Source organism: Pseudomonas sp. PDM17 (assembly GCF_014851985.1).
Lineage (GTDB): Bacteria > Pseudomonadota > Gammaproteobacteria > Pseudomonadales > Pseudomonadaceae > Pseudomonas.
In genome coordinates, this window is sequence record NZ_JACVAT010000002.1 from 167,933 (window position 1) to 192,200 (window position 24,268).

Annotated in this window: 20 protein-coding genes; 8 read left to right on the plus strand and 12 right to left on the minus strand. The window is 66.8% G+C overall.

The annotated features are described in order from the left end of the window. Positions 1-48 precede the first annotated feature (48 nt). A complete protein-coding gene (locus IB256_RS06650; protein WP_192401773.1) occupies positions 49-2,112 on the plus strand; it encodes a putative bifunctional diguanylate cyclase/phosphodiesterase in 2,064 nt (687 codons plus the stop codon). A gap of 5 nt (positions 2,113-2,117) precedes the next feature. Here the strand turns inward: IB256_RS06650 and IB256_RS06655 are convergent, their stop codons facing one another. After that, positions 2,118-2,984, minus strand: a complete 867-nt coding sequence (locus tag IB256_RS06655; RefSeq protein WP_192295213.1) for a LysR substrate-binding domain-containing protein — start codon at positions 2,982-2,984, stop codon at positions 2,118-2,120. A gap of 109 nt (positions 2,985-3,093) precedes the next feature. Here IB256_RS06655 and IB256_RS06660 point away from each other — a divergent pair, with 109 nt between their 5' ends. From IB256_RS06660 to IB256_RS06670, 3 genes are read left to right on the plus strand one after another with little or no spacing between them, the layout of a single operon-like run. Beyond that, positions 3,094-3,729 carry an ankyrin repeat domain-containing protein gene (locus tag IB256_RS06660; RefSeq protein ID WP_192295214.1) on the plus strand — a complete coding sequence of 212 codons (636 nt, stop codon included), beginning with the start codon at positions 3,094-3,096 and terminating at the stop codon, positions 3,727-3,729. A gap of 25 nt (positions 3,730-3,754) precedes the next feature. Continuing rightward, positions 3,755-4,210 carry a nucleoside deaminase gene (locus tag IB256_RS06665; protein ID WP_138216536.1) on the plus strand — a complete coding sequence of 152 codons (456 nt, stop codon included), beginning with the start codon at positions 3,755-3,757 and terminating at the stop codon, positions 4,208-4,210. Then, the gene (locus IB256_RS06670) at positions 4,207-5,427 is read left to right on the plus strand and encodes a CynX/NimT family MFS transporter (protein WP_192401775.1); all 1,221 of its coding nucleotides are present in this window, start codon (positions 4,207-4,209) and stop codon (positions 5,425-5,427) included. Before IB256_RS06665 ends, IB256_RS06670 begins: the two co-directional genes overlap by 4 nt. Positions 5,428-5,480: 53 nt before the next feature. Here IB256_RS06670 and IB256_RS06675 read toward each other — a convergent pair whose 3' ends face one another. From IB256_RS06675 to IB256_RS06700, 6 genes are all read right to left on the minus strand, one after another. Then, entirely contained in the window at positions 5,481-5,681 is a 201-nt protein-coding gene (locus IB256_RS06675) for a hypothetical protein (RefSeq protein WP_045207810.1), read from the minus strand. 117 nt (positions 5,682-5,798) lie between these two features. Further along, complete coding sequence (locus tag IB256_RS06680; protein ID WP_192295217.1) at positions 5,799-5,993, minus strand: hypothetical protein; 195 nt, start codon at positions 5,991-5,993, stop codon at positions 5,799-5,801. A gap of 266 nt (positions 5,994-6,259) precedes the next feature. After that, a complete protein-coding gene (locus IB256_RS06685; RefSeq protein ID WP_192401777.1) occupies positions 6,260-7,687 on the minus strand; it encodes an efflux transporter outer membrane subunit in 1,428 nt (475 codons plus the stop codon). Between the two features lie 5 nt (positions 7,688-7,692). Continuing rightward, positions 7,693-10,896, minus strand: a complete 3,204-nt coding sequence (locus tag IB256_RS06690; protein ID WP_192401779.1) for an efflux RND transporter permease subunit — start codon at positions 10,894-10,896, stop codon at positions 7,693-7,695. 109 nt (positions 10,897-11,005) lie between these two features. After that, positions 11,006-12,241 (minus strand): multidrug efflux RND transporter periplasmic adaptor subunit MexE, encoded by a 1,236-nt coding sequence (mexE, locus tag IB256_RS06695; RefSeq protein ID WP_192295220.1) that lies wholly within the window; start codon positions 12,239-12,241, stop codon positions 11,006-11,008. A gap of 355 nt (positions 12,242-12,596) precedes the next feature. Next, on the minus strand, positions 12,597-13,511 hold the full coding sequence (locus IB256_RS06700) for a LysR family transcriptional regulator (protein WP_017517481.1): 915 nt from the start codon (positions 13,509-13,511) through the stop codon (positions 12,597-12,599). A gap of 313 nt (positions 13,512-13,824) precedes the next feature. Between IB256_RS06700 and IB256_RS06705 the strand changes: the two genes are divergently transcribed. The 3 genes from IB256_RS06705 (at position 13,825) to IB256_RS06715 (ending at position 17,999) form a co-directional block, all read left to right on the plus strand. Further along, positions 13,825-14,844: a zinc-dependent alcohol dehydrogenase family protein gene (locus IB256_RS06705; protein ID WP_081516799.1), complete on the plus strand. Its 1,020-nt coding sequence runs from the start codon at positions 13,825-13,827 to the stop codon at positions 14,842-14,844. Between the two features lie 441 nt (positions 14,845-15,285). Beyond that, entirely contained in the window at positions 15,286-15,744 is a 459-nt protein-coding gene (locus IB256_RS06710) for a (2Fe-2S)-binding protein (RefSeq protein WP_081516800.1), read from the plus strand. A gap of 11 nt (positions 15,745-15,755) precedes the next feature. Further along, positions 15,756-17,999, plus strand: a complete 2,244-nt coding sequence (locus IB256_RS06715; RefSeq protein ID WP_192401781.1) for a xanthine dehydrogenase family protein molybdopterin-binding subunit — start codon at positions 15,756-15,758, stop codon at positions 17,997-17,999. Positions 18,000-18,054: 55 nt separating this feature from the next. Here IB256_RS06715 and ptrC read toward each other — a convergent pair whose 3' ends face one another. Next, positions 18,055-18,246: a type III secretion system co-regulatory protein PtrC gene (ptrC, locus tag IB256_RS06720; RefSeq protein ID WP_081516802.1), complete on the minus strand. Its 192-nt coding sequence runs from the start codon at positions 18,244-18,246 to the stop codon at positions 18,055-18,057. A 207-nt stretch (positions 18,247-18,453) separates the two neighbouring features. Between ptrC and IB256_RS06725 the strand changes: the two genes are divergently transcribed. Then, on the plus strand, positions 18,454-18,789 hold the full coding sequence (locus tag IB256_RS06725; RefSeq protein WP_024762270.1) for a ribonuclease E inhibitor RraB: 336 nt from the start codon (positions 18,454-18,456) through the stop codon (positions 18,787-18,789). Between the two features lie 272 nt (positions 18,790-19,061). Here the strand turns inward: IB256_RS06725 and IB256_RS06730 are convergent, their stop codons facing one another. The 4 genes from IB256_RS06730 to IB256_RS06745 all read right to left on the minus strand — a co-directional run bounded on the left by IB256_RS06730 (position 19,062) and on the right by IB256_RS06745 (position 24,157). Then, a complete protein-coding gene (locus IB256_RS06730; protein ID WP_192295222.1) occupies positions 19,062-19,721 on the minus strand; it encodes a DsbA family oxidoreductase in 660 nt (219 codons plus the stop codon). A 176-nt stretch (positions 19,722-19,897) separates the two neighbouring features. Then, positions 19,898-22,309, minus strand: coding sequence for a TonB-dependent receptor (locus IB256_RS06735; RefSeq protein WP_192401783.1), 2,412 nt, complete (start codon positions 22,307-22,309; stop codon positions 19,898-19,900). Between the two features lie 409 nt (positions 22,310-22,718). Beyond that, the gene (locus IB256_RS06740; RefSeq protein WP_081516805.1) at positions 22,719-23,654 is read right to left on the minus strand and encodes a FecR domain-containing protein; all 936 of its coding nucleotides are present in this window, start codon (positions 23,652-23,654) and stop codon (positions 22,719-22,721) included. After that, the gene (locus IB256_RS06745) at positions 23,654-24,157 is read right to left on the minus strand and encodes a sigma-70 family RNA polymerase sigma factor (RefSeq protein ID WP_192401785.1); all 504 of its coding nucleotides are present in this window, start codon (positions 24,155-24,157) and stop codon (positions 23,654-23,656) included. The genes IB256_RS06740 and IB256_RS06745 overlap by 1 nt, the downstream gene beginning before the upstream one ends. Positions 24,158-24,268: the final 111 nt, after the last annotated feature.

The following is a 24,268-nucleotide window of genomic DNA, read 5'->3' on the forward strand; positions in this document are numbered from 1 at the left end:
CTAGAATTCCGCACTTTTGCGCCCGCCCCACGGGCACCGAGATTTCCCATGCTTGCCGGTAGTTACGATCCCTCCCTTGTCCTGATTTCGCTGTGTGTCGCCATGCTGGCGTCCTACACGGCCCTGGACCTGGCCGGGCGCATCGCGACCACCCGTGGCTGGCCGGTGCTGCTGTGGATCGGCGGCGGCGGGGTGGCCATGGGCATCGGCGTGTGGTCGATGCACTTCATCGGCATGCTCGCCTTCAGCCTGCCTATTCCGCTGGGCTACGACCTCACCCTGACGCTGCTGTCGCTGGCCATTGCCGTGCTCAGCTCGGGCTTCGCCCTGGCGCTGGTCAGCCAGGACCGCCTGCCGCTCTGGCAGCTGATCTGCGGTGCGCTGGCCATGGGCGCCGGGATCAGCTGCATGCACTACCTGGGCATGCACGCGATGCTGATGCAGCCGGGTATCGACTACGACCCGACGCTGTTCGGCCTGTCCCTGGCGATCGCCGTGGCGGCTTCCGGCGCGGCACTGTGGATTGCCTTCAGGCTGCGGCAGAACACGCCCTACGTGCGCCTGGCCCGCGCTGGCGCGGCCTTGGTGATGGGCGTGGCCATAGTCGGCATGCACTACACAGGCATGGCGGCCGCGCGCTTCCCCGAGGGCAGCTTCTGCGGCGCCTCCCCCAGCGGGTTGAACAGTGACTGGCTGGCCCTGCTGATCATCATCGTCACCCTGGCGGTGATCGGCATCGCGCTGCTCACCTCGGTGCTGGACGCACGCCTGGAGTCGCGCACGGCGCAGCTCACCTCGTCGCTGGCCCAGGCCAACCAGGAACTGACCCAGCTCGCCCTGCACGACAACCTCACGCGCCTGCCCAACCGCATCCTGCTGGAGGACCGCATCGAACAGATGATCGGCAAGGTGCAACGCGCTGGCGGGCACTTCGCGCTGATGTTCCTCGACCTCGACGGCTTCAAGCCGGTCAACGATGCCTTCGGCCACCATGTCGGCGACCTGCTGCTCAAGGCTGTCGCCCAGCGCCTGCGCGACAGCCTGCGCAGTGAAGACACCGTGGCGCGCATCGGCGGCGACGAGTTCGTGGTGCTCGCCGAACTGGCCGAGGCCGAGGACGCGGTGACCGTCGCCGGGCAGCAGATCAGCCTGCTGGCCCAGCCGTTCCAGGTCGCTGGCCAGGAGCTGCGCATCGCCGCCAGCATCGGCATCGTGGTCTATCCCGGCGACGGCGCCAGCCAGCATGAACTGCTGCGCAACGCCGACGCAGCGATGTACCACGCCAAGGGCAACGGCAAGAACGGCTACAGTTTTTTCGAGCAGTCGATGAACACCAACGCGCGCAACCACCTGCAGCTGCTGCATGACCTGCGCGCGGCTCTGGAGCGCCGCGAGTTCATCCTGCATTACCAGCCCAAGTTCGCCGCCAGCGGTGAGCCCATCGGCGCCGAGGCGCTGCTGCGCTGGCAGCATCCGCAGCGTGGCCTGTTGATGCCCGACACCTTCATTGCCCTGGCCGAGCGCACCGGGCTGATCATCCCCATCGGCGACTGGGTACTGGACGAAGCCTGCCGGCAGATGCGCGAGTGGTACCTGCAGGGCCATGAAAGCTGGCGTGTGGCGGTGAACCTGTCGGCGCTGCAGTTCTGCCATGCGGCCCTGGTGCAGTCGGTGGCCGACGCGCTGCAGCGCCACCAGCTGCCGGCGCGCTGCCTGACCCTGGAGATCACCGAGACCACCGCCATGCGCGACGCCGATTCCAGCCTGGAAATCCTCGGCAGGCTGTCGGACATGGGCGTCGACCTGTCCATCGACGACTTCGGCACCGGCTACTCCAGTCTGCTGTACCTCAAGCGCCTGCCGGCCAACGAGTTGAAGATCGACCGTGGCTTTGTCCGCGACCTGGAGCAGGACAGCGACGACGCCGCCATCGTCTCGGCCATCGTCGCCCTGGGCCAGGCGCTGGACCTGCGCATCGTCGCCGAGGGGGTGGAAACCTCCGGCCAGCAGAACTTCCTCACTCGCCTGGGCTGCGACTCGCTGCAGGGCTTCCTGCTCGGCAAGCCGGTGCCGGCCGAGCAGTTTCTCGAGCGTCTCAGCGCGCCGGCCTGAGCCCTTCAGCTTTCCGGCGCAATCGCCGCCAGCTGCGCGCACAGTTCGCGCAGTTGCTCGCACAGGCTGCGTCCGGCGCTGCCCAGCTCCGGGCGTGCATAAAGCGCCAGTTCCAGCCCCTCGATGGGCGCGAAACCTTCCTCGGCGGTCAGCACGCGGTGCCCTTCGTGACGGCCGCGCAGGGGCAGCAGGCTGACGCCCATGCCCGCCGCCACCGCCGCTGAAAGGCTCGCCAGGCTGGCGCTGCTGTAGCTGATGCGCCAGCGCCGCCCGCTGGCTTCCAGGGCGTGGATCATTTCCTGGCGATACAACGCCCCCAGCGGGAAGACCACCAGCGGCAGCGGGTCACGGGCGGCGGCGGGGGTGGCGGCGCTGTCCTGCCAGGCCAGGGGTTCGGGCCAGTGGGCGAGGCAGTCGCTGTCCGCGCCCCATTGCTTGACCAGCGCCAGGTCCAGCTCGCCGCTGCGGTACTGGCGCAGCAGTTCCTGGCTGAGGCCGCTGGAGACTTCCAGGCGCAGCCTCGGGCGTTCCGCGCTGAAGGCTGCCAGCAGCGGCATCATCCGTTCGCCGGCGAAGTCCTCCGGCATCCCCAGACGCAGCACGCCCTCGCTGTGCTCGCTGCTCAGCGCCTCGCGCGCCTCCGAGCCGAGTTCGAGGATGCGCCGCGCGTAGCCCAGCAGCTGCTCGCCCTGTTCGGTGGGCAGCACCTGGCGCTGGCTGCGGTCCAGCAGACGGCAGTCCAGGCTCTGCTCCAGCCGCAGGATCTGCTGGCTGACGGTGGACTGGGTGAGGTGCAGCAACTCGGCGGCGCGGGTGAAGTTGCCGGCGTCCACCACCATCACGAAGCTGCGCAGCAGGTTGGGGTCAAGCATTGCGATTCCCACTGAAAGTCATGTTTCTATTTAATTTCAGCATAGAACATCCCTTCGTCATACTGGCTGCAGTGATTAGAGGCACGACAGCCATCACGGGGGAGCGCCCATGGATATGCCGACTGTTCAGACCGAAGAAGTGCACAGCCGTGCCGCCGCAGACGCGCTGTTGGGCGCTGCCAGCGACGGTCGCGAAGCCGAGGTGGCGGCCCTGCTCAAACGCGGCGTACCGGTGGATGTGAGTGACGGGCAGGGCAACACGCCGCTGCTGCTGGCCACCGCCGGCAACCGTGTGGAAGTCGCGCGGCTGCTGATTGCCGCTGGCGCCGACGTCAACCGGCAGAACCGCATCCATGACAGCGCCTACCTGCTGGCCGGTGCGGCGGGGCGCCTGGAGATTCTCCGGTTGACCCTGGCCCACGGCGCCGACCTGCGCAGCACCAACCGCTATGGCGGCACGGCACTGATCCCTGCCTGCGAGCGCGGCCATGTGGAGGTGGTAGCGACGCTGCTCAAGGCTGGCGTCGACCCCGATCACATCAACAAGCTGGGCTGGACCGGGCTGCTCGAAGCCATCCTGCTCAGCGACGGCGGCCCGCGTCACCAGGCCATCGTGAAACAACTCATAGAAGCCGGGGCGAACCTGAACCTGGCCGACAACGACGGCGTCACGCCGCTGCAACACGCCCGCCAGCGCAACCAGACCACCATCGCCAGGATGCTGGAAGTCGCCGGCGCGCATTGATCGAACCGATTCGCTGGAAACTGCCATGTCACACGAAGTCTTCATGCGCGAGGCCCTGCAACTGGCCCGCGATAACATCGAGGCCGGTGGTCGCCCGTTCGGCGCCGTGCTGGTCAAGGACGGGCGGGTGATCGCCCGCGCCGCCAATTCCATCCACCTGGATTTCGACCCCACCGCCCACGCCGAGCTGCTGGCGATCCGCCGTGCCTCGGCGGTGCTGGGCATGTCGCGGCTGGACGGCTGCGTGATCTACGCCAGCGGCCATCCATGCCCGATGTGCCTGGCGGCCATGCACCTGTGCGGCGTGGAAGGCGCGTACTTCGCCTATTCCAACGACGATGGCGAGCCGTTCGGGCTGTCGACTGCCGCCGTGTACCAGCAGATGACCCAGCCGCCGCAGTGGCAGTCGGTTCCGCTGCGTGCGCTGCGTCCGAGCGGTGAAGAGGGTCTCTACAACCATTGGCAGGAGCAGCGCTCATGAGCCGCGGCATGACGCTACCGGCCCAGGGTGAAGCAGCGGGGCAGAGCAGCCACGCCGGCTGGATCGGCCTGCTGGTGATAGTCGCGCTGGGCATCAACCTGCGGCCGATCCTCACCTCCATCGGCCCGTTGCTGGCCGATATCCACGATGCCACCGGCCTGGGCTTCCAGGGCCTGTCGATGCTGACGGTGCTGCCGGTGCTGTGCATGGGCCTGTTCGCCCTGGGCCTTCCGTGGGTCGGGCCGCGCCTGGGCGAGAGCCGCGGCATGGTGCTCGGCCTGCTGGCCATCGGCGCGGCATGCTTCTGGCGGTTGCTGCTGGACAGCGGCTTCGCACTGATCGCCAGCGCGGTGCTGGCGGGTTGCGGTGTGGCGGTGATTCAGGCGTTCGTGCCGGGCGTGATCAAGCGCTGGTTCCCGCACAAGGTACCGTCCGCCATGGGCCTGTACTCGGCATCGCTGATGGCCGGTGGTGGTAGCGCGGCCGTGCTGGCGCCGGTGGTATCGGAGCACTTCCACCGCTGGCAGGACGGCCTTGGCGCCTGGCTGCTGCTGGCTGTCGTCGGCCTGCTGCTGTGGTCCGTCGCCCGCCCGCGCGAGACGCCGGTAGCCGTGCCGCCCAGGCAGAAGGTGCAGCACTATTTCGGCAGCCGTCGCGCCTGGCTGCTGGCCTTGTACTTCGGCCTGATCAACGGCGGCTATACCAGCATGGTGGCCTGGTTGCCGGTGTATTACCGCCAGCTTGGCTGGACGGCCCAGGCCAGCGGCCAGCTGATCGGCCTGATGACCATCTTCCAGGTGATCGCCGCGCTGACCATCCCGTTGCTGATCCGCCGTTCGCTGGACCGCCGTGGCTGGCTGTGCCTGTGCCTGCTGATCCAGCTCGCCGGCTTCGTCGGGTTGATCTGCGCGCCGCTGCACCTGCCGGGCATCTGGGTGGCGATGATCGGCTACGGCCTGGGCGCCTGCTTCGCCCTGAGCCTGACCCTGACCCTGGACCACCTCGCCGACGCCGGCGCGGCCGGGCGCCTGGCGGCCTTCGTGCAGGGGATTGGCTTCATCGTCACCGGCATCGTGCCCTACGTTACCGGCTGGCTGCGCGACAGCACGGGCAGCTTCCAGGCTTCCTGGGTCCTGCTGGCGGTGTCGGTGGTGCTGATGCTGGGCGTGACCCTGCGCTTCTCGCCCAGGGGCTATGCGCGAGCGATGCAGCGCTGAGACTGGATGAAACGAAAATGGCGCCCGAGGGCGCCATTTTTTTGCCTGCGTCGTTACACGGAGGTAGCGATGTAGATGCGGTAGGCGATGATCGACAGCATGCTCAGCGTGCCGACCCACATCAGGAACACGCCCACCGGGCGTTGGCGGATGGTGAAGCCGATGCCCAGCATGAACATGCCGAAGACGATGATGCCGAGGGTGATGAAGAGAGACGTGGGGTCCAGCGGGATGAAATGGGCAGTGGCGTCCACGGCGTGTCCTTGTCTGAAAGATCCGATATAGAGAGTCTAGGCCAGAGCAGGACCGAACTCCTTTGATCCCTGGCAAGCCGGTCCGGATCATAGCGGCCCACGGCGCTCAGCCCAAGCTCAGGTCTCCAGCAGGAGCCGGCCCTTGCCCGTGAGGGCAAGCTGCAGGCCGCGCAGTTCGGCGAATCCGAGGTGGACCAGCAGCCGCTTCAAACGAGGGTGGATGACCTCGCCGCGCCTGACGCGCAGGAGGAGCCGGCACAGCTCGTTGTCGCCGGAGGGTGATGGACTTCTCTCGACCTCATTGTTGGGCACTGAGCGGTTTCCCTGATTCCCGATGTCAGTGAATTCTGAATTCGAACCAGCTTCAGCTTATTTTCGTTTGCTATCGGAAAATACTGATCGATATCCAGGTTTCTGACAGATTCTCGAAACGGTGTCCTTTCGCGCTTGCCTTCGTGGGGCAGAAAGTGACGGGTTGTGCGGGAACTGCCCGGCTGCGGGCATAAAAAAGCCCCGCGGTCCGGAGCGTCAGACCGCAGGGCTGGAAGGTCGGGAGATTCCCGACCGGTGAGGATCGATCAGGCCGCCGGCGTCGGCTGCCAGCCGCCGCCAAGGGCCTTGTAGATCGCCACGATGCCGCGGTACACATCGACTTCCGCCAGGGCCTGGGCGTCCTCGGCGGCCAGCTGTTCGCGTTCGGCGTCCAGCAGGTTGAGGAAGTCCACGGTGCCCTCGCGGTATTGCAGGCCGGCCTGTTGCGCGGCATTGCGGCTGGCTTCGGACTGGCGCACCAGCGACACCAGGCGCTGCTGGCGCTTGCCGTAGTCGCTGAAGGCGTTCGACGACTCTTCCAGCGCCAGCAGGACCTGCTGCTCGTAGGTCGCCAGGGCGCCGTCGGCGTCGGCCTTGGAGGCTCGCAGGCGGGCCCGCACGCTGCCCAGGTCGAAGGCCGCCCAGGTGATGCTCGGGGCCACGCCCCAGGCGCTGGCGGCGGACGAGCCGATCTGCGAACCACGGCCGGCGGTGTAGCCAAGGAAGCCGCCGAGGCTGACTTTCGGGAACAGGTCGGCGGTGGCCACGCCCACGTCCGCGGTGGCGGCTGCGAGGCGCCGTTCGGCGGAGGCGACGTCCGGCCGGCGACGCAGCAGCTCGCCCGGATCGCCGATGGGCAGGGCCTTGGCGATGGCCGGCAGTTTCTTCGGCGACAGGTCCACGCTCAGCGCATTCGGGCGCTGACCGAGGAGGGTGGCGATGCGGTTGCGCTGGCGCACTTCCTCGGCCTGCAGTTGCGGCACACTGGCTTCGGTGGCGGCCAGGCGTGCTTCGGCGCGCTGCACGTCCAGCTCGCTGCCGACGCCGGCGTCGCGCAGCTGGATGGTCAGGTCACGGGACTCGCGCTGGTTGTCCAGGTTGCTCTTGGCGATGCTTTCGCGCAATTGCGCACCGCGCAGCTGCCCATAGGCATCGGCCAGCTCGGCGATCAGGCTGACCTGCAGCTGCTGCAGGTCGGCGACTATGGCTTCGCTCTGCGCGTCGCTGGATTCTAGCTGGCGACGCACGCGGCCGAACAGGTCGACTTCCCAGATCATGTCCAGGCCCAGGTCGTAGCGCTCCTGGTTGACCCGGTCCTCGGTCTGGCCGGGCACCTGGCCCTTGCCGACCTGGCCTTCGGCGCGGCTGGTGACCGTGGGGAAACGGTCATTGGCAACGTCATCGCGGATCGCCCGCGAAGCCAGCACGCGGGCATAGGCCACGCGCAGCTCGCGGTTTTCCTTGAGGGCCTGGTCGACCAGCTGGGTCAGTACCGGGTCGTCGAACTGCTTCCACCAGGCGTCTTCGAAGCGGGTGCGGTCGTAGTTCTGCGCCTGGGCGTTGCTGTCCAGCCGGGCCGGCGCGGTGTCCGGCTTCTGGTAGTCGGGGCCGACCATGCACGCGCTGAGGGCCAGCGCGAGCAGGGAAGGGACGAACAGTTTCACGGCACTCTTGCTCACAGCATTGATGGTCATGACGCTCATGCCTGGTGGGCCTCGTTATGGGTCGTGTGGCTCAGGGCGGCGCGTTCCTGCTTCTTCGCCTCACGGGCTTCCATGAAGCGGCGGATCAGCACATAGAAGACCGGGGTCAGCAACAGGCCGAAGAAGGTCACGCCGAGCATCCCGGAGAACACCGCGACACCCATGGCATGGCGCATTTCGGCGCCGGCGCCGGACGACAGCACCAGGGGCACCACGCCCATGATGAAGGCGATGGAGGTCATCAGGATCGGCCGCAGACGCAGGCGGCAGGCTTCCAGTACCGCGCTCAGGCGGTCCATGCCTTCGTCCTGTTTGTCCTTGGCGAACTCGACGATCAGGATCGCGTTCTTGCACGCCAGGCCCACCAGCACGATCAGGCCGATCTGGGTGAAGATGTTGTTGTCGCCACCGGACAGGATCACGCCCGCGATGGCCGACAGCAGGGTCATCGGCACGATCAGGATCACCGCCAGCGGCAGACCCCAGCTCTCGTACAGCGCGGCCAGCACGAGGAAGGCGAGCAGCACGCAGAGCGGGAACACGTAGATCGCGGAGTTGCCGGCGAGGATCTGCTGGTAGGTCAGCTCGGTCCATTCGTAGGTCATGCCATTGGGCAGCTCCTGCTTGAGCAGGCGCTCGATGGCGGCCTCGGCCTGGCCGGAGCTGTAGCCCGGTGCGGCGGCGCCGTTGATCTCGGCGGTGATGAAGCCGTTGTAGTGCATCACGCGGTCGGGACCTGCGGTGTCGCTGATCTTGATGAAGGTGGCCAGCGGGACCATTTCACCCAGGTTGTTGCGCACCTTCAGCTGGCCGATCTGCTCGGGTTCGAGACGGAACTGCTGCTCGCCCTGGACGTTGACCTGGTAGGTGCGTCCGAAGCGGTTGAAGTCGTTCGCGTACAGCGAGCCTAAGTAGACCTGCAGGGTGTCGAAGATGTCGCTGATCGCCACGCCGTGGGTCTTGGCCTTCTCGCGGTCGATGGCGGCATCCACCTGCGGCACGTTCACCTGGTAGCTGGTGAACACCGACATCGGGTTCAGCTCGGGCAGTGCGCGGGCCTTGTTGAGGATGTTCTGGGTCTGTGCGTAGAGCTCCTCGTAACCGGCGTTGCCGCGGTCCTCGATCTGCAGGCGGAAGCCGCCGATGGTGCCCAGCCCCTGTACCGGCGGCGGCGGGAAGATCGCGATGTAGGCGTCCTGGATATCCGCGAACTGCTTGTTCAGCTCGGCGGCGATCTCGTTGGCCGACATCCCTGGGCCCTTACGCTCGCTGAAGTCTTTCAGCGGGGTGAAGACGATGCCGCTGTTGGGGCTGTTGGTGAAGCCGTTGATCGACAGGCCCGGGAAGGACACGGTGTGCTCGATGCCCGGGTGCTTGCCGGCGATTTCCGACATGCGCTTGATCACAGCTTCCGTGCGGTCCAGCGTGGCGGCGTCGGGCAGTTGCGCGAAGGCCACCAGGTACTGCTTGTCCTGCTGCGGCACGAAGCCGGTCGGGGTGCTGGAGAAGCCCAGGTAGGTCAGGCCGATCAGCCCCGCATACAGCAGCAGCGCGATGGAACTGCCACGCAGCACGCGGGTGACGGTGCCGACATAGCCGTGGCTGGCGCGGTCGAAGAAGCGGTTGAACGGACGGAACAGCCAGCCGCCCAGCAGCTTGTCCAGCAGCACCGAGAAGCGGTCCTTCGGCTCGTGGTGCCCCTTGAGCAGCACGGCGGACAGCGCTGGCGACAGGGTCAGCGAGTTGAACGCGGAGATCACCGTGGAGATCGCGATGGTCAGGGCGAACTGCCGGTAGAACTGCCCGGTGAGGCCGGAGATGAACGCGGTGGGAATGAACACGGCGCACAGTACCAGCGCGGTGGCGATGATCGGCCCGGTCACTTCCTTCATGGCGCGCTGGGTCGCCTCGATGGGTGTGAGGCCCAGCCCGATGTTCCGCTCGACGTTCTCCACCACCACGATGGCGTCGTCCACCACGATGCCGATGGCCAGTACCAGGCCGAACAGCGACAGCGCGTTGAGCGAGAAGCCGAAGGCGTGCATCACCGCGAAGGTGCCGATCAGCGACACCGGCACGGCGGCCAGCGGGATGATCGAGGCGCGCCAGGTCTGCAGGAACAGCACGACCACCAGCACCACCAGGATCAGGGCTTCGAACAGGGTGTGCACCACCGCTTCGATGGAGCCGCGGACGAAGATGGTCGGGTCGTAGACGATGGAGTAGTCCACGCCCTGGGGGAAGTCCTTCTTCAGCTCGGCCATCTTCTCGCGCACCAGGTTGGAGATGGCGATGGCGTTGGAACCGGGGCGCTGGAAGATCGGGATGGCGACCGCCGGCTGGTTGTCCAGCAGCGAGCGCAGGGCGTACTGGCTGGAGCCGAGTTCGACGCGGGCGATGTCCTTCAGGCGGGTGATCTCGCCGTCCGGGCCGCTGCGGATGATGATGTTCTCGAACTCTTCCTCGGTGACCAGGCGACCCTGGGTGTTGATCGACAGCTGGAAGCTGGTGTCGCTCGGCGAGGGCGGGGCGCCCAGCGAACCGGCGGCGACCTGGCGGTTCTGCTCGCGGATCGCGGCGACCACGTCGGTGGCGGTCAGGTTGCGCGAGGCGACCTTGTTCGGGTCCAGCCAGACGCGCAGGGAGTAGTCGCCCATGCCGAACAGCTGCACGTCGCCCACGCCGTCCAGGCGCGCCAACTCATCCTTGATGTTGAGGATGGCGTAGTTGGACAGGTAGAGCATGTCGTAGCGGTTATCCGGCGAGGTCAGGTGCACGACCATGGTCAGGTCGGGCGAGGCCTTGTCGACGGTGATGCCGATCCGCGTGACTTCCTCAGGCAGCTTGGGCTGCGTACGGGTCACGCGGTTCTGCACCTGCACCTGCGCGTTGTCCAGGTCGGTGCCCAGGGCGAAGGTGATGGTCAGGGTCATCTTGCCGTCGGCGGTGGACTGCGAGGACATGTAGAGCATGTTCTCGACGCCGGTGATGGCCTGTTCCAGCGGTGCGGCGACGGTCTCGCCGATCACCTTGGGGTTGGCGCCGGGGAAGTTGGCGCGCACCACCACGGTGGGCGGCACCACTTCGGGGTATTCGCTGATCGGTAGCTGGAACAGCGAGATGGCCCCGCCGATCAGAATGATCAGCGAAAGCACGGCGGCGAAGATCGGCCGCTGGATGAAGAATTGCGAAAAGTTCATGGCTGGTTCCTGTCGCGAACGCTGCGGTTCGCCAAACCCGGGACAAAGGTCACCCAAGGCCCTGGTGGGACAGGGCCTGGTACATCGATTCAGGACTTACGGGTTGGGGTCAGCCGCGCGGCGCACCCGGCTTGGAGGATTTCTCGGCGACCTTCGGCGCCTCGAAGCTCTCCAGCGCGCGACGCTGGCTTTCGAGGTTGGCGAGGGTTTCCTTGCTGGCCATCTCGACACCCTGGGCATCGACCTGGGCGCCCGGGCGAACCCGTTGCAGGCCGTTGACCACGATGCGATCACCCTTCACCAGGCCACTGCGGACGATGCGCAGGCCTTCGAGTTTCGGGCCCAGTTCGATGCCGCGGTATTGCACCTTGCTGTCCTTGTCGAGCACCAGCACGAACTTCTTGCCAAGGTCCGTGCCGACCGCTTCGTCCTTGATCAGCGCGGCGGGGTAGGTGCCGCTGCCGACCAGCTTGATGCGGGCGTACAGGCCGGGGGTGAACTGGTTGGCGTCGTTGTCGAACACGGCGCGGCCACGGATGGTGCCGGTCTTGGGGTTGACCTGGTTGTCGAGGAAGTCCAGGCGGCCCTGGTGGGGGAAACCGTCCTCGCCGGTCAGGCCCAGGTACACCGGGCTGGTACCGCGGGCGTCCGGGCCGCCCTTGCGGGCGAGGTCGACGTACTTCAGGTAGACGCGCTCGTCGGCGTCGAAGTAGGCGTAGACCTTGTCGGTGGAGACCAGGGTGGTCAGCACGCTTTCGCCGCTGTTCACCAGATTGCCGGCGGTGACTTCGGCGCGCGAGACGCGGCCGTCGATGGGCGCGGTGACCTGGGTGAACGACAGGTTCAGGCGAGCGTTGTCCAGTTCCGCCTGGGTCGCGGCGACCACGGCTTTCGCCTCGGTGGCGGCGGCGGTGCGGGCGTCGGCGAGCTCCGCGGAAATGGCGTTGGTGGCGCGCAGGCGATCACCGCGGGAGGCTTCGTTGACGGTACGGGTCTGGTTGGCGCGAGCCTGTTGCAGCTGGGCTTCCAGGCGATGGACCTCGGCCTGGAACGGCCGCGGGTCGATCTGGAACAGCAGGTCGCCTTTCTTCACCAGCGCGCCTTCACGGAAGGCGACGCGGTCGATGTAGCCGGAGACGCGCGGACGCAGTTCAACGGACTCCGGGGCCTCCAGGCGGCCGGTGAACTCGTCCCATTCGTTGATCGGTTGTTCGATGACGTCCGCCACGCTGACCTTGGGGGCGGCCATGTTCTGCGCCGCTTCCTGGCCCTTGCCGCAGGCGCTGAGAACCAGCACGGCGGCCAACGCCAACGGAATACGCAAGGTGTTCAGATTTCGCTCCATGGAAATACTCCGGCGATCTAATTGGTTTTGGGATTTCTGATGGAGCGGAGTCTGCGCAAGGGGGCGCCCGGGAACTAATCGAACGAGCAGATTTTGATTATCACGCGCAGTGATAAATGCTTTTGCACTATGCGCAGGAATAGATAGAAGGAGTGGGCACGGGGTTTGCCGCTTTTAGCTCCCTCTCCCTTCAGGGAGAGGGCTGGGGAGAGGGGGCCGCCCCACGCTGATGTTTGGCCGAAAGGACTTTTGTAGGAGCGAGTTGCGTAGGGCGAATAACGCCTCGGGCGTTATCCGCCGCGTCGTTGCCGGCGGATAACCTGTTCCAGGTTATGCGCCCTACGGTGGGGTGGGGTCAGAGACTGTCCGGATCACCCACGAACATGGTGATGCGCGAGCGCAGCCAGCGCTCGGCCGGGTCCTGGTCCTGGGCACCGCGCCAGACCATGGACAGCTCGGCCAGGCGGGTGGGGAAGGGCGGCTCCTCGGCGCGCAGGCCGCCGGCGGCGGTCAGCGCCAGTGCCACGTATTCGGGCACGGTGGCGATGATGTCGGTGCCGGCCAGCAACTGGGCGAGGCCGACGAACTGCGGCACGGCCAGCACCACCTGGCGCTTGCGGTCCATCTCGGCGAGGGTCTGGTCGACGAAGCCGTCCAGGTCGCCGGCATAGGACACCAGCGCGTGCGGGCGCGCACAGTAGTCATCGAGGGTCAGCGCACCGGGGATCGAGTCAGCACGCAGGATCTTCCAGGTGCTGCGGCGCAGGGTCTTGCGCTTGGCGTTGGCCGGCAACTCGTCGGTGTAGCTCACGCCTACGGAAATTTCCCCGGACGACAGCAGTTGCGGCATCAGCAGGTAGTTGGCGCGGCGCACCACCAGGGTGATCCCCGGCGCCTCGGAGCGCAGGCGGCGCAGCAGCGGCGGTAGCAGGCCGAACTCCACGTCATCGGACAGGCCGATGCGGAACACCGCCTTGCTGGTGGCCGGGTCGAAGTCGGCGGCACGGCTCAGGGCGGTGGAGATGGAGTCCAGCGCCGGCGAGAGGTGGCCGAAGATTTCCTGCGCCCTCGCGGTGGGTTCCATGCTGCGCCCGGTGCGGACGAACAGCGGATCGTCGAATAGACCGCGCAGGCGCGCCAGGGCCGCACTGATCGCCGGCTGGCCGAGGAACAGCTTCTCGGCGGCGCGGGTCACGCTGCGTTCGTGCATCAGCGTCTCGAAAACGATCAACAGGTTGAGATCAACCTTGCGGAGGTCGTTGCGGTTCATAGGGACTCCCTGGCGATGGGGGAAAAGTGGGGCCGAGCGTGTCCTGAGTCAAGTCTGTCAGATAAGTCCTTGATCAATTTCCACTTTTTTAATGAGAATCTCGCCCCGGCAGTGTGGTCAGACTCTGTAGGAACAGAGCCGCCCCGTTCTCTCCCGCAGCCCCGTCGCAGAGCCTTGCAGCCGCGCCGGACAAGGCTTTCAACGCGGGCCGAATCATCGGCGTTTATGTCAATTATCAATGGTGAACGGTGGCGTCACCCCTAAAGCCCGGATAGAGTCCGTGGCTATGAGCACTACTAAGGCGAGGTATGTGATGTCCCGCATGATCCGTTTCCACCAGTTCGGTGACGCCTCGGTCCTGAAGATCGAGGAAATGCCGACCCCGCAGCCGGGGCCGGGTGAAGTGCTGGTCCGTACCCAGGCACTGGGCGTCAGTTGGCGCGACGTGCTCTGGCGGCAGAACCTCGCCCCGGATCAGGCCAAGCTGCCGGCGGGCATCGGCTATGAACTCTCCGGCATCGTCGAAGCCGTGGGCGAGGGCGTTGAAGACCTCGAGCCCGGCGTGGCGGTGGCCAGTTTCCCGGCGAACTCGCCGAACCTGTACCCGGCCTGGGGCGACCACGTCATCGTGCCGCGCACCTCGCTGACCCGTTATCCCGAGGTGCTGACCCCGGTCGAAGCCGCCGTGCACTACACCGGCCTGCTGTATTCCTACTTCGCCCTGGTGGAGTTGGCGCAGATCAAGCCCGGCCAGCGCGTGTTGATCACCGAGGCTGGTCATTGCCTCGCCCCGCAGGCGGTGCAGTTGGCCAAGGCGCTCGGCGCCCAGGTGATCGCCACCACCAGCCACGAGGAAACCCGCGAGTTTCTGAAAGGCCTGGGTGCGGACAAGATCATCTACACCGAGGAGCAGGACCTGGTGCTGGAAGTCGAGCGCTTCACCAAGGGTGAAGGCGTGGAGATCGTCCTCGACCAGTGCGCCGGTCCGCAGATGAAGCTGCTGGGTGACGTTGCCGCGCCGCGTGGCAAGCTGATCCTCTACGGCATCAATGGCGGCAACGACGCAGCCTTCCCGGCCTGCGCGGCGTTCAAGAAGCACCTGCAGTTCTACCGCCACTGCGTGCTGGACTTCACCGGGCAACCGGAGATCGGCCTGACCCGCAACGACGAAGCCGTGCAACGGGCGCTGACCGCGATCAACCAGATGACCGCCGACCAGTTGCTCAAGCCGAGCATCGACCGGGTGTTCGATTTCGCCCAGTACCGCGATGCCAACTACTACATGGAAACCTGCCCGGGCGGCGGCCGTGTGGTGATGAAGATGCCGGAGTGATCCGTCATTCGTGATTGAAAAAGCCACTCTTCGGAGTGGCTTTTTTATGCGCACTCATTATTGCCGCCTCTGCGACGGATAAAGACTTGCTGGAACGTAGGATGGGTGGAGCCTAGGCGATACCCATGCTGTCTCCACGCCAGGTGTGATGGATATCGCTGCGCTCCACGCCATCCTACTCGGGGCAAATGCGGGCTTCCGGTACTGATCCGCCGGCCGCAAAGTCTCGGAGTAGAGCCTTCTATACGCCGCAACATCCCCCGCAGTATCAGGCAAGCCTCGGGAGAACCAGGCAAACCGCTCGGCGCCTTCCTCGCGTATCGTCGCGGCACCTGCCGGCCGCTGCGCCTAGGCTGAATCCACTGCGTGCCGGAGCCGCTGCGCTTGGCTCCCTTTCAAGACCCTGTTTTTTATCACCCAGTGAAAGAGGTGAAATTCCTGATGATTACCGTGAACCTGAACGGCAAGGACCACGAGCTCGACGCCCCCGGTGAGATGCCGCTGCTCTGGGCCATCCGCGACGTCGCCGGGCTGACCGGCACCAAGTACGGCTGCGGCATGGCGCTGTGCGGCGCCTGCACCGTGCACATCGATGGCCAGCCGACGCGCTCCTGCGTCACCCCGCTGGCGGCGGTGGCCGGCAAGAAGATCACCACCATCGAAGCGGTGGCCGAGCAGGCCGCCGGCAAGGCGGTGCAGGAGGCCTGGCGCAAGCTCGACGTGGTGCAGTGCGGCTACTGCCAGTCCGGGCAGATCATGTCGGCCACCGCGCTGCTGGCTTCGAACAAGAAGCCCAGCGACGCCGACATCGACGCCGCCATGAGCGGCAACATCTGCCGTTGCGCCACCTATGCGCGGATCCGCGCGGCCATCCACGACGCCGCCCAGACCCTGGCTTGAGGACCGAAGTCATGCTCGAACCCCGTACCGACGAACAGCCGGCGCAGCCCGGCAGCATCCTCAACGTCAGCCGCCGCAGCTTCCTGCGTGGCGCTGGCGGTCTGGCCCTGGGCATCTATTTCGCGCCGCTGCTGGGCAAGCTGGGCGACGCCCAGGCGGCCAGCGATTTCGAGGCCAACGCTTTCGTGCGCATCGCCCCGGACGGCACCGTCACCGTGATCGCCAAGCATGTGGAAATGGGCCAGGGCAGCTACACCGGCCTGGCCACGCTGGTCGCCGAGGAACTGGACGCCGACTGGAGCCACGTGCAGGTCGAAGGCGCACCGGCTGATGCCAAGCGCTACGCCAACCTGGCCTTCGGCAACCTGCAAGGCACCGGCGGCAGCAACGCCATGGCCAACTCCTTCGAACAGATGCGCAAGGCCGGCGCCAGTGCCCGCGCCATGCTGGTCGGCGCAGCGGCGGAACAGTGGAAGGTGCCGGCGGCGCAGATCGAAGTGCACGACGGCGTCGTCACCCATCCGGCTTCCGGGCGCAAGGCCGGCTTCGGCGAACTGGCCGAGGCGGCGGCGAAGCAGCCGGTGCCGGCGGACGTGAAACTAAAGGACCCGAAGAACTTCAAGCTGATCGGCCAGGTGAAGCTGCCACGCAAGGACAGCCCCTCGAAGACCGATGGCACCGCGCAGTTCACCCAGGACGTACACCTGCCCGACATGCTGGTGGCCGTGGTTGCCCATCCGCCGCGCTTCGGCGGCGTGCCGGTGAAAGTCGATGCGAGCAAGGCCAAGGCCGTGCCCGGCGTGGTCGACGTGGTGCAGTTCCCCGGCAGCGAGCGGCGTTTTGCCGGGGTCGCGGTACTGGCGAAGAACACCTGGGCCGCGCGCCAGGGTCGTGACGCGCTGCAGGTCGAGTGGGACGAGAGCAAGGCCTTCAAGATGGGCAGCAAGGAAATCTTCGCCCAGTACCGCGACATGGCCAGCAAGCCGGGCCTGGTGGCGCGCAACGAAGGTGACATCGGCAAGGCGCTGGAGAAACCAGCGCATCTGATCGAGGCGGAATACCAGTTCCCCTATCTTGCCCACGCGGCCATGGAGCCGCTGAACTGTGTGGTCTTCCTCAAGGAAGACGGCTGCCAGATCTGGAACGGCGAGCAGTGGCAGACCGGCGACCAGATGTCGGTGGCGCAGCTGCTGGGCATGCCGCCCGAGCAGGTGAGCATCACCCAGCTGTACGCCGGCGGCAGCTTTGGCCGCCGCGCCAATCCGCATTCGGACTACGTGCTGGAGGCGGTCGCCATTGCCAAGGCGGCCCGCGAGCAAGGCGTGAAGGTACCGATCAAGATGGTCTGGACCCGCGAAGACGACACCCGCGCCGGCTACTACCGTCCGGCCTTCCTGCACCGCGCGCGGCTGGCGGTGGATGCCCAGGGCAATCTGGTGGGCTGGGAGCAGCGGCTGGTGGGGCAATCCTTCATCGTCGGCACGCCGTTCGAGAAGTTCATGGTCAAGGACGGTGTCGACAAGATCGCCGTCGAGGGCGCCGCCGATCTGCCTTACGCCGTGCCCAACCTGCGCGTCGAACAGGCGCTGGCGGAGAACGTCACGGTGCCGACCCAGTGGTGGCGCTCGGTGGGTCATACCCACACGGCGTTCTCCACCGAGACGCTGGTCGACGAAGCGGCCATTGCCGCCAAGCAGGACCCGTACGAGTTCCGCCGCAAGCTGCTGGAAAAGCACCCGCGTCATCGTGGCGCGCTGGAGTTGGTGGCGCAGCGGGCGAACTGGCTGGCCCCGCTGGAAAAGGGCAAGGACGGCGAACAGCGCGGTCGCGGGATCGCCGTGCACGAGTCGTTCGGCAGCTTCGTCGCCCAGGTGGTCGAGGTGACTTACAAGGCCGACAAGAGCTTCAAGGTGGACCGCGTGGTCTGCGCAGTGGACTGCGGCCTGGCGATCAACCCGGACGTGATCAAGGCGCAGATGGAGGGAGGCATCGGCTTCGCCCTGTCGGCGGCGCTGCACAGCGCCATCACGCTGACCGACGGCAAGGTCGACCAGTCCAATTTCCACGACTTCCAGGTGCTGCGCATCAACGAGATGCCGGTAGTGGAGGTGCACATCGTGCCGTCCGCCGAACCGCCGACCGGTGTCGGTGAGCCGGGCGTGCCGCCCCTGGCGCCGGCGCTGGCCAACGCGCTGTTCGCGGCGACCGGCAAGCGTATCCGCACGCTACCGATCGGCAATCAGTTGCAGGCGTGAGGTTCGAAGCCTGAAGCAATAGCCCCGCGAATGCGGGGCTATTGCTTTGCAGGGTCTACGCTGAAAGAACCGCCGGAGCCTGCTCGCAGATCAGCTCGCGCAGCGCCCGGCGTTCGGCTGGCGGCGTGGCGGCACGGAGCAGGGCGAGGCCACCGTCCTCGTCGGGGATGGCGATTTCGGTCTCGAAGTGCAATTGCACCTCGTCCAGGGTGATGTAGGTGATGCGGTAGGCCTCGGTGCTGTGCATGGTCGCAGGCTCGATGAGGGGAGGGCGCAGGCCCGATGGACACATCCTCGCGCCAGGCGGGCAAGCTCGGAAGTGAAACGCCGTGATGGTGAACATCACGAAAGGCGATGGTGCCGGCGAGATTTTCCGGCAGTTGTCATGCAGGACGGGTATCCTGCGCGGGCGTGCCCACACCGGGCACTTTGTAAATCGAACTGGAGCAGTGACATGAGCCGCGACAAGCAGCTTTTCCCGGAAGACGAAATCGGCGATGCCCTGTGGGCCCTGCAGGAAGACGGCGAAGACCTCTCCCTCGAGCATGAGGTGGAGTTCGCGGTGATCTTCCCGGACGAGCAGTCCGCCCTGGACTTCGCCATCATGCTGCTGCAGAACGGGCAGAAGGTGGCGTACTCCGAGTACGACGGCAACGACAAGCTGCCCTGGCAGGTCCTGGCGTACCCGGTCATGGAGCTCTCCCATGAGCACATCAGCGGCTACGCGGCGCTGCTGTCCGAGCACTCCGCTGACCTGGGCGGTCAGATGGACGGCTGGTCGGCGCTCTGATCGGCTGATGCTGCACGAGAAACGGCGCCTTCGGGCGCCGTTTTTCTTTTGTGGCAAATGCAGGCGGGCGGCCCTTGTAGGGCGCATAACGCGCCAGCGTTATCTGCCGTGCGGGTGCCGGCGGATAACCTGTTCCCGGTTATGCGCCCTACGGTCCTGCAATCCTTCGCGGATAATGTCCGCTCCTACAGGGGAGCACCGCGTTCGCAGGAAACGAGAGTGCCAAATGAAAAGGCCCGCGCGAAGCGGGCGATTTCACTGCGGTAGAAGGCTCACTCCGGCAACGGCGCATGGCGCGCCACCTGGCGCAGCGCCTGCTCGTAGTAGTCGGTGCTCTGCGCCCCGGAGATCAGCTGGCGACCATTGAGGATCACCGCCGGCACCGCACGGATGCCATGGCTGGTGTAGAAGTCCTCCTCGGCCACCACCTCGTCGGCGTAGGCGTCGCTGTCGAGGATTTCCCGCGCGCGCACCGCGTCCAGGCCGACGCTGACGGCCACTTCCAGCAGCACTTCCGGGTCGCTCGGGTCGCGCCCTTCGCCGAAGTAGGCGTGCAGCAGCGCCTGCTTCAGAGCGATGTCGCGGTGCGATTCACCCGCCCAGTGCAGCAGGCGATGGGCGTCGAAGGTGTTGTAGATGCGGCTGCGCTTCTTCAGGTCGAAGTGCACGCCGACTTCCTCGCCCATGGAGCGCAGGTGCTCCTGATTGCGGGCGATGTCCTCGGCGCTGCTGCCGTACTTGCGCTGCAGGTGCTCCACCAGGTCTTCCCCTTCGGCGGGCATGTCGGCATTCAGCTCGAAGGGCTTGATGCGCAGCTCCACGGTCAGTTCGCCGTCCACCCGGCGGATGGCGGTCAGCAGGCCGTTGAGGCCGATGGCGCACCAGGGGCAGACCACGTCGGAGACGAAATCGATGGTGATGGCGTCGCTCATGGGGCGAACTCCGGCAAATGGGCGAGCTTCTAGCATGGACCCGGATGGGTGTTGCGATCCAGTGGCGAGACGGCCGGGGGTGTTTTTCGCCTGCTTGCCGGGTGCCTGCGCCGCCGGTCTGGAGGCCGGCGGCCGGGGTGGGGCTGGGGTGCGACGTCCCTGTCGCGATGGGGAAATCAGAAGTCGACGGTCATCGACAGCTTCAGGGTGCGCGGGTCACCCTGGGTCAGGTAGCCGCCGATGGTGGAGGCCCAGTACGACTTGTTGGCGACGTTCTCCAGGTTGGCGCGCAGGGTCACGTCGCGCTCGTCCACCTTGAAGGCGTAGCGGGCGCCGAGGTCGAAGCGGGTCCAGGCCGGGATGCTCAGGTCGTTGGCGGCGTCCAGGTACTGGCCGCCGGTGCGCAGCACGCGGCCATTGATGGCGGCGCCCTGGATGCCGGGGACGTCCCAGTCGGCGCCCAGGTTGTACTGGAAGGTCGGTACACCCACGGCACGGTTGCCGTCGGTCTTGCCGCCGGCAGTGTTCTTCAGGTCGGTGTCGATCCAGGTGCCGCCGGCCAGCAGGCGCAGGCCGTCGACCGGCTCACCGAAGAGGTTCAGTTCGATGCCGCGGTTCTCCTGCTCACCGTCGACGCTGAAGATCTTCGAATCCGGGTCGGTGGTGCTGAACGGCTGCTCGATGCGGTAGAAGGCCAGGTTGCCCCCGTAGCTGCCGAAGTCCAGCTTGGCGCCCACTTCCACCTGCTTGGAGCGGTTCGGCGCGAAGACTTCGCCGAAGTTGGAAGCGCTGCTGGGCGCGGTCGGGCCCGCGGCCAGGCCTTCGATGCGGTTGGCGTAGAGCGACAGGTACTCGGTGGGTTTCACCACCAGGCCGTAGACCGGCGTGGTGATGGATTCGTCGTAGCTGGCGGTGCGCTTGCCGACGTAGTTCCAGCCGTCGGTGCCGATGCTCTGGCGGCGCACGCCGACGGTCAGCAGCACGCGGTCGTCGAGGAAGCCCAGGGTGTCGGCGGCGGCCACGCTCCTGTTCCGTGTCTTGCCGACGATGCCCGGGTCGCTGTAGTCGCCGCCGGCCAGGGTCGGCGCGGGCTTGGGCGTCTGCACCGGGTTGTAGAGGTCGGTCGGGTAGCGCTTGGTGGCCATGGTGTAGGCGCTGCGCTGCTCGGCCCAGATGCCGGCGACGCTGAGGTTCATCTGGTGGGTGACCGGGCCGGTGGCGAAGTGGCCGTTGAGGCCGGCCATGGCGCTCTTGTTGTCCTCGTCGTGGGTAGCATCCATGGTGCCGCCGCCCGCGTCGCCGCTGTTGTCGTTGAGGGTCAGCGCGGAGTAGGCGCCGTTCTCGCGGGTGTGCTTGGCGCCGCCGGAGAGGTAGGCCGTCCAGTTGTCGTTGAGGTCGTACTCGGCGCGGAACATGCCGAAGGTGTCTTCCAGCTGCGAATAACTCCAGGACTGGCCGTAGTTGTGGTCGGCGTCCGGGGCGTGGGGAATGCTGGTGACGCCGCTGCCGACGTAGACCACCGGGCGGCCCTGGTTGATGCGCTGCTTCTGGTAGCCGAAGTCGGTATTCAGGCGCAGGCGCTCGCCACGGTAGTCGAGGTTGACGGTGGCCAGCTTGTAGCGCTGGTTCTCGTCGTCAACGCCAGTCTCGCCTTCGCGCTGGGCCAGGTTGACCCGCGCGCCGAAGCGGTTGTCCTCGCCGAAGCGCTGGCCGAGATCGAGGTGTTCGCCGATCTGGTTGTCGCTGCCGTAGCCCAGGGTCACGCTGCGGGTGGGGGTGTCCTCGGCGCGCTTGGTCTGCAGGTTGACCGCGCCGCCGATGCCGCTGCCGCTGGGCGTTACGCCGTTGATGAAGGCGTTGGGGCCCTTGAACAGCTCGACGCGCTCCAGCGACTCGGTACCGATGATCTGCCGCGGGGTGACGCCGTACAGGCCGTTGAGCGAGACGTCGTCGGTGCTCAGCGGCAGGCCGCGGATGACGAAGATCTGCGAGAAGTTACCGTAGCCGTTGCCCTGGCGCACCGAGGCGTCGTTGAGCAGCACGTCACCGACGGTCTGCGCCTGGGTGTCCTGGATGGTCTTGGCGGTGTGGCTGGCGAAGCTGAAGGGCACGTCCTGGATGTCCTGGTTACCCATCATGCCCAACTGCGCGCCACGGGCGACCTGGCCGCCGGCATAGGCGGGCGGCAGGTCACCGGGTTGCTGGGCCGCGCCGCTGACGGTGGTGGCGTCCATTTCCAGGGCGCCGCTGTCATCGGGGGCGGCCTCTACGCCGTAACCGCTGCTCTTGCGCACCAGGCGGTAGCCGCTGCCTTCAAGCAACTGCTCCAGGCCCTGCTCGGGGGCGAAGCTGCCTTTCAGACCCGTGCTCTGCTGGCGGTTCAGCGCCTGCGCCTCGAACGCCAGCGGCACGCCGGCCTGGGCGGCGAAGCGTGCCAGCACCTCGCCCAGCGGGCCGGGGGCAATGTCGTACTGGCGCTGCTGGCTGGCGGCTTCGGCGGCCAGGCTGGGCAGCACGACGCCGCCGGTCAGGGCCAGGCCGACGGCCAGGGCGAGGGAGTGCGGGCGGAGGCGGGAGCGGAGGAGCATGGAGTGTTCCTGTCGGCAAATAGAGGTTGTCTTCCTCTTCACCGGGCGAGATTGGAAAAGGTGTCAGGGATGGGCGAAGAAATTTTCAGGTAGTTTTTTGGGGGGTGCGCCCATGGGGGCAATCGCGGGCATGGCCCGCTCCTACAGGTAGATGGATAGCCCGGCGCTGGGCCGCCCTCACCCTAATCCTCTCCCGGAGGGAGAGGGGACTGTCTGGGTGCAGGAGGAAACCGTGGCGTCCGCCGGTACGATCTGCTCCCTCTCCCTGAGGGAGAGGGCTGGGGTGAGGGGGAATCACAGGCACAGGAGTCACAGTTCGTAGGGCGGATAACGCGCCAGCGTTATCCGCCATGAGCATGCCGGCGGATAACCTGTCCCAGGTTATGCGCCCTACGGGGGAAACGGCCTTTCACGCTGGCTCCACCGTGACCCAGTAGCGCGTCATCCGCCGCAGCTTCACCGGCAGCATGTCCGCTAGCAGCGCCAGGCCGGCGTCGCTGTCGCCCAGCGGGATCGCCCCGGTCACGCGCAGGTTCGCCAGGCGCGGGTCGCAGCGCAGGAAGCCGCTGCGGTAGCGGCCCAGCTCACCCAGCAGGTCGTCCAGGCGCATGCCCTGGGCCAGCAGCATGCCGTTTTCCCAGGCGCTGGCGTTGGCGTCCGCTGTCTGCAGCGGCTGGAAGCCCTGTGCACCGAACACCAGTTGCTGGCCGGCGCCGACCGTCTGGCTCGCATAGCCCGGCAGCTCGACGCTGACCTCCTTGTCGAGCACCGCGACGCGGCATGCATCTCCCAGGTCGCGCAGGCTGAAACGTGCGGCCGGGGTGCGCAGCTGGCCGTGGCGGCTGTCGACGAGGAAGGGGCGCGGGTCGGGCAGGGCGTCGACGAGGATTTCGCCTTCGAGCAGGCTCAGGCGCCGCTCACGGGCGTTGAAGGCCACGTTCACCGCGCTGTCGGTATTCAGGGTGAGCTGGCTGCCATCGGGCAGGCGCAGGTGCTTGCGCTCGCCTACGGCGGTGCGCAGGTCGGCGTTCCATTCCGCCCAGGGCAGCTGCCGCGCCGCCAGCCAGGCAGCCGGCGCCACGGCCATCAGCACGCCCAGGCGGTTGAGCATCTGCCGGCGGCTCAGGCCGCTGCGTTGCAGGCTCTGCCGGCCAAGGCCCGGCGGCAGTTGGCGCAGGCCCAGCAGCGCTTCGGCGCGGCGCCAGGCTTCGGCGTGCTGGGCGCTGCGCGCGCGCCATTGCTCGATGGCCTGCAGGTCGGCGCTACTGGCCGGGTGTTCGTTGAGGCGCACCAGCCAGTCGGCGGCTTCGCCGAGGATGCCGGGGTCCAGCGGTTGCTCGCGCATCAGGCGACGCTCAGGCAGGCGACGAAGCCGGCGCGCATGTAGCGCTTCACGCTGGCCAGGGAAATGCCCAGGCGCTCGGCGATCACCGGGTAGGTCAGGCCGTCCAGTTGCGACAGCAGGAAGGCCTCGCGGGTCAGTGCCGGCAGCTCGCTCAGGGCGGCATCGATGCGCTCCAGCGCTTCGAGGATCAGCTCGCGGGTTTCCGGGCCGGGCGCCTGCTCTTCGGGCAGTGCGGCGACGCTTTCCTGGTAGGCGCGTTCGATCTCCTGACGCCGCCAGCGGTCCACCAGCAGGCCCTTGGCGATATGGGTGAGGAGGGCGCGCGGGCGTTCGCCGAGGTCCTCCAGCGGCCGCCGCAGCAGCCGCAGGAAGGTGTCATGGGCGAGGTCGGCGGCATCCCAGGCGTTGCCCAGTCTGCCGCGCAGCCACTGCTGGAGCCAGCCGTTGTGCTCGTTGTAGAGGGTGTGCAGATGCTGCGGGGACGGGGTTTCGACGAGGGCCACGGTGCGTGCGTCAGATTTTCATTTGAGAATGCCTATCATTTTATGGTTTTCCCGCCGCATAGCGCAATGGCACGGCGGCGCAGCCGGTCGGACGACACTGCCTGCGACCCT

Excerpts from the sequence above, each read along its gene's own strand:
- IB256_RS06705 (WP_081516799.1), top strand. The coding sequence starts at position 13,825 with ATGTCCCGCATGATCCGTTTCCACCAGTTCGGTGACGCCTCGGTCCTG.
- IB256_RS06700 (WP_017517481.1), bottom strand. The coding sequence starts at position 13,511 with ATGAACCGCAACGACCTCCGCAAGGTTGATCTCAACCTGTTGATCGTT.
- IB256_RS06725 (WP_024762270.1), top strand. The coding sequence starts at position 18,454 with ATGAGCCGCGACAAGCAGCTTTTCCCGGAAGACGAAATCGGCGATGCC.
- IB256_RS06650 (WP_192401773.1), top strand. The coding sequence starts at position 49 with ATGCTTGCCGGTAGTTACGATCCCTCCCTTGTCCTGATTTCGCTGTGT.
- IB256_RS06665 (WP_138216536.1), top strand. The coding sequence starts at position 3,755 with ATGTCACACGAAGTCTTCATGCGCGAGGCCCTGCAACTGGCCCGCGAT.
- IB256_RS06670 (WP_192401775.1), top strand. The coding sequence starts at position 4,207 with ATGAGCCGCGGCATGACGCTACCGGCCCAGGGTGAAGCAGCGGGGCAG.
- IB256_RS06730 (WP_192295222.1), bottom strand. The coding sequence starts at position 19,721 with ATGAGCGACGCCATCACCATCGATTTCGTCTCCGACGTGGTCTGCCCC.
- IB256_RS06735 (WP_192401783.1), bottom strand. The coding sequence starts at position 22,309 with ATGCTCCTCCGCTCCCGCCTCCGCCCGCACTCCCTCGCCCTGGCCGTC.
- IB256_RS06740 (WP_081516805.1), bottom strand. The coding sequence starts at position 23,654 with ATGCGCGAGCAACCGCTGGACCCCGGCATCCTCGGCGAAGCCGCCGAC.
- IB256_RS06655 (WP_192295213.1), bottom strand. The coding sequence starts at position 2,984 with ATGCTTGACCCCAACCTGCTGCGCAGCTTCGTGATGGTGGTGGACGCC.
- mexE (WP_192295220.1), bottom strand. The coding sequence starts at position 12,241 with ATGGAGCGAAATCTGAACACCTTGCGTATTCCGTTGGCGTTGGCCGCC.
- IB256_RS06710 (WP_081516800.1), top strand. The coding sequence starts at position 15,286 with ATGATTACCGTGAACCTGAACGGCAAGGACCACGAGCTCGACGCCCCC.
- IB256_RS06715 (WP_192401781.1), top strand. The coding sequence starts at position 15,756 with ATGCTCGAACCCCGTACCGACGAACAGCCGGCGCAGCCCGGCAGCATC.
- IB256_RS06685 (WP_192401777.1), bottom strand. The coding sequence starts at position 7,687 with ATGACCATCAATGCTGTGAGCAAGAGTGCCGTGAAACTGTTCGTCCCT.
- IB256_RS06660 (WP_192295214.1), top strand. The coding sequence starts at position 3,094 with ATGGATATGCCGACTGTTCAGACCGAAGAAGTGCACAGCCGTGCCGCC.
- ptrC (WP_081516802.1), bottom strand. The coding sequence starts at position 18,246 with ATGCACAGCACCGAGGCCTACCGCATCACCTACATCACCCTGGACGAG.
- IB256_RS06690 (WP_192401779.1), bottom strand. The coding sequence starts at position 10,896 with ATGAACTTTTCGCAATTCTTCATCCAGCGGCCGATCTTCGCCGCCGTG.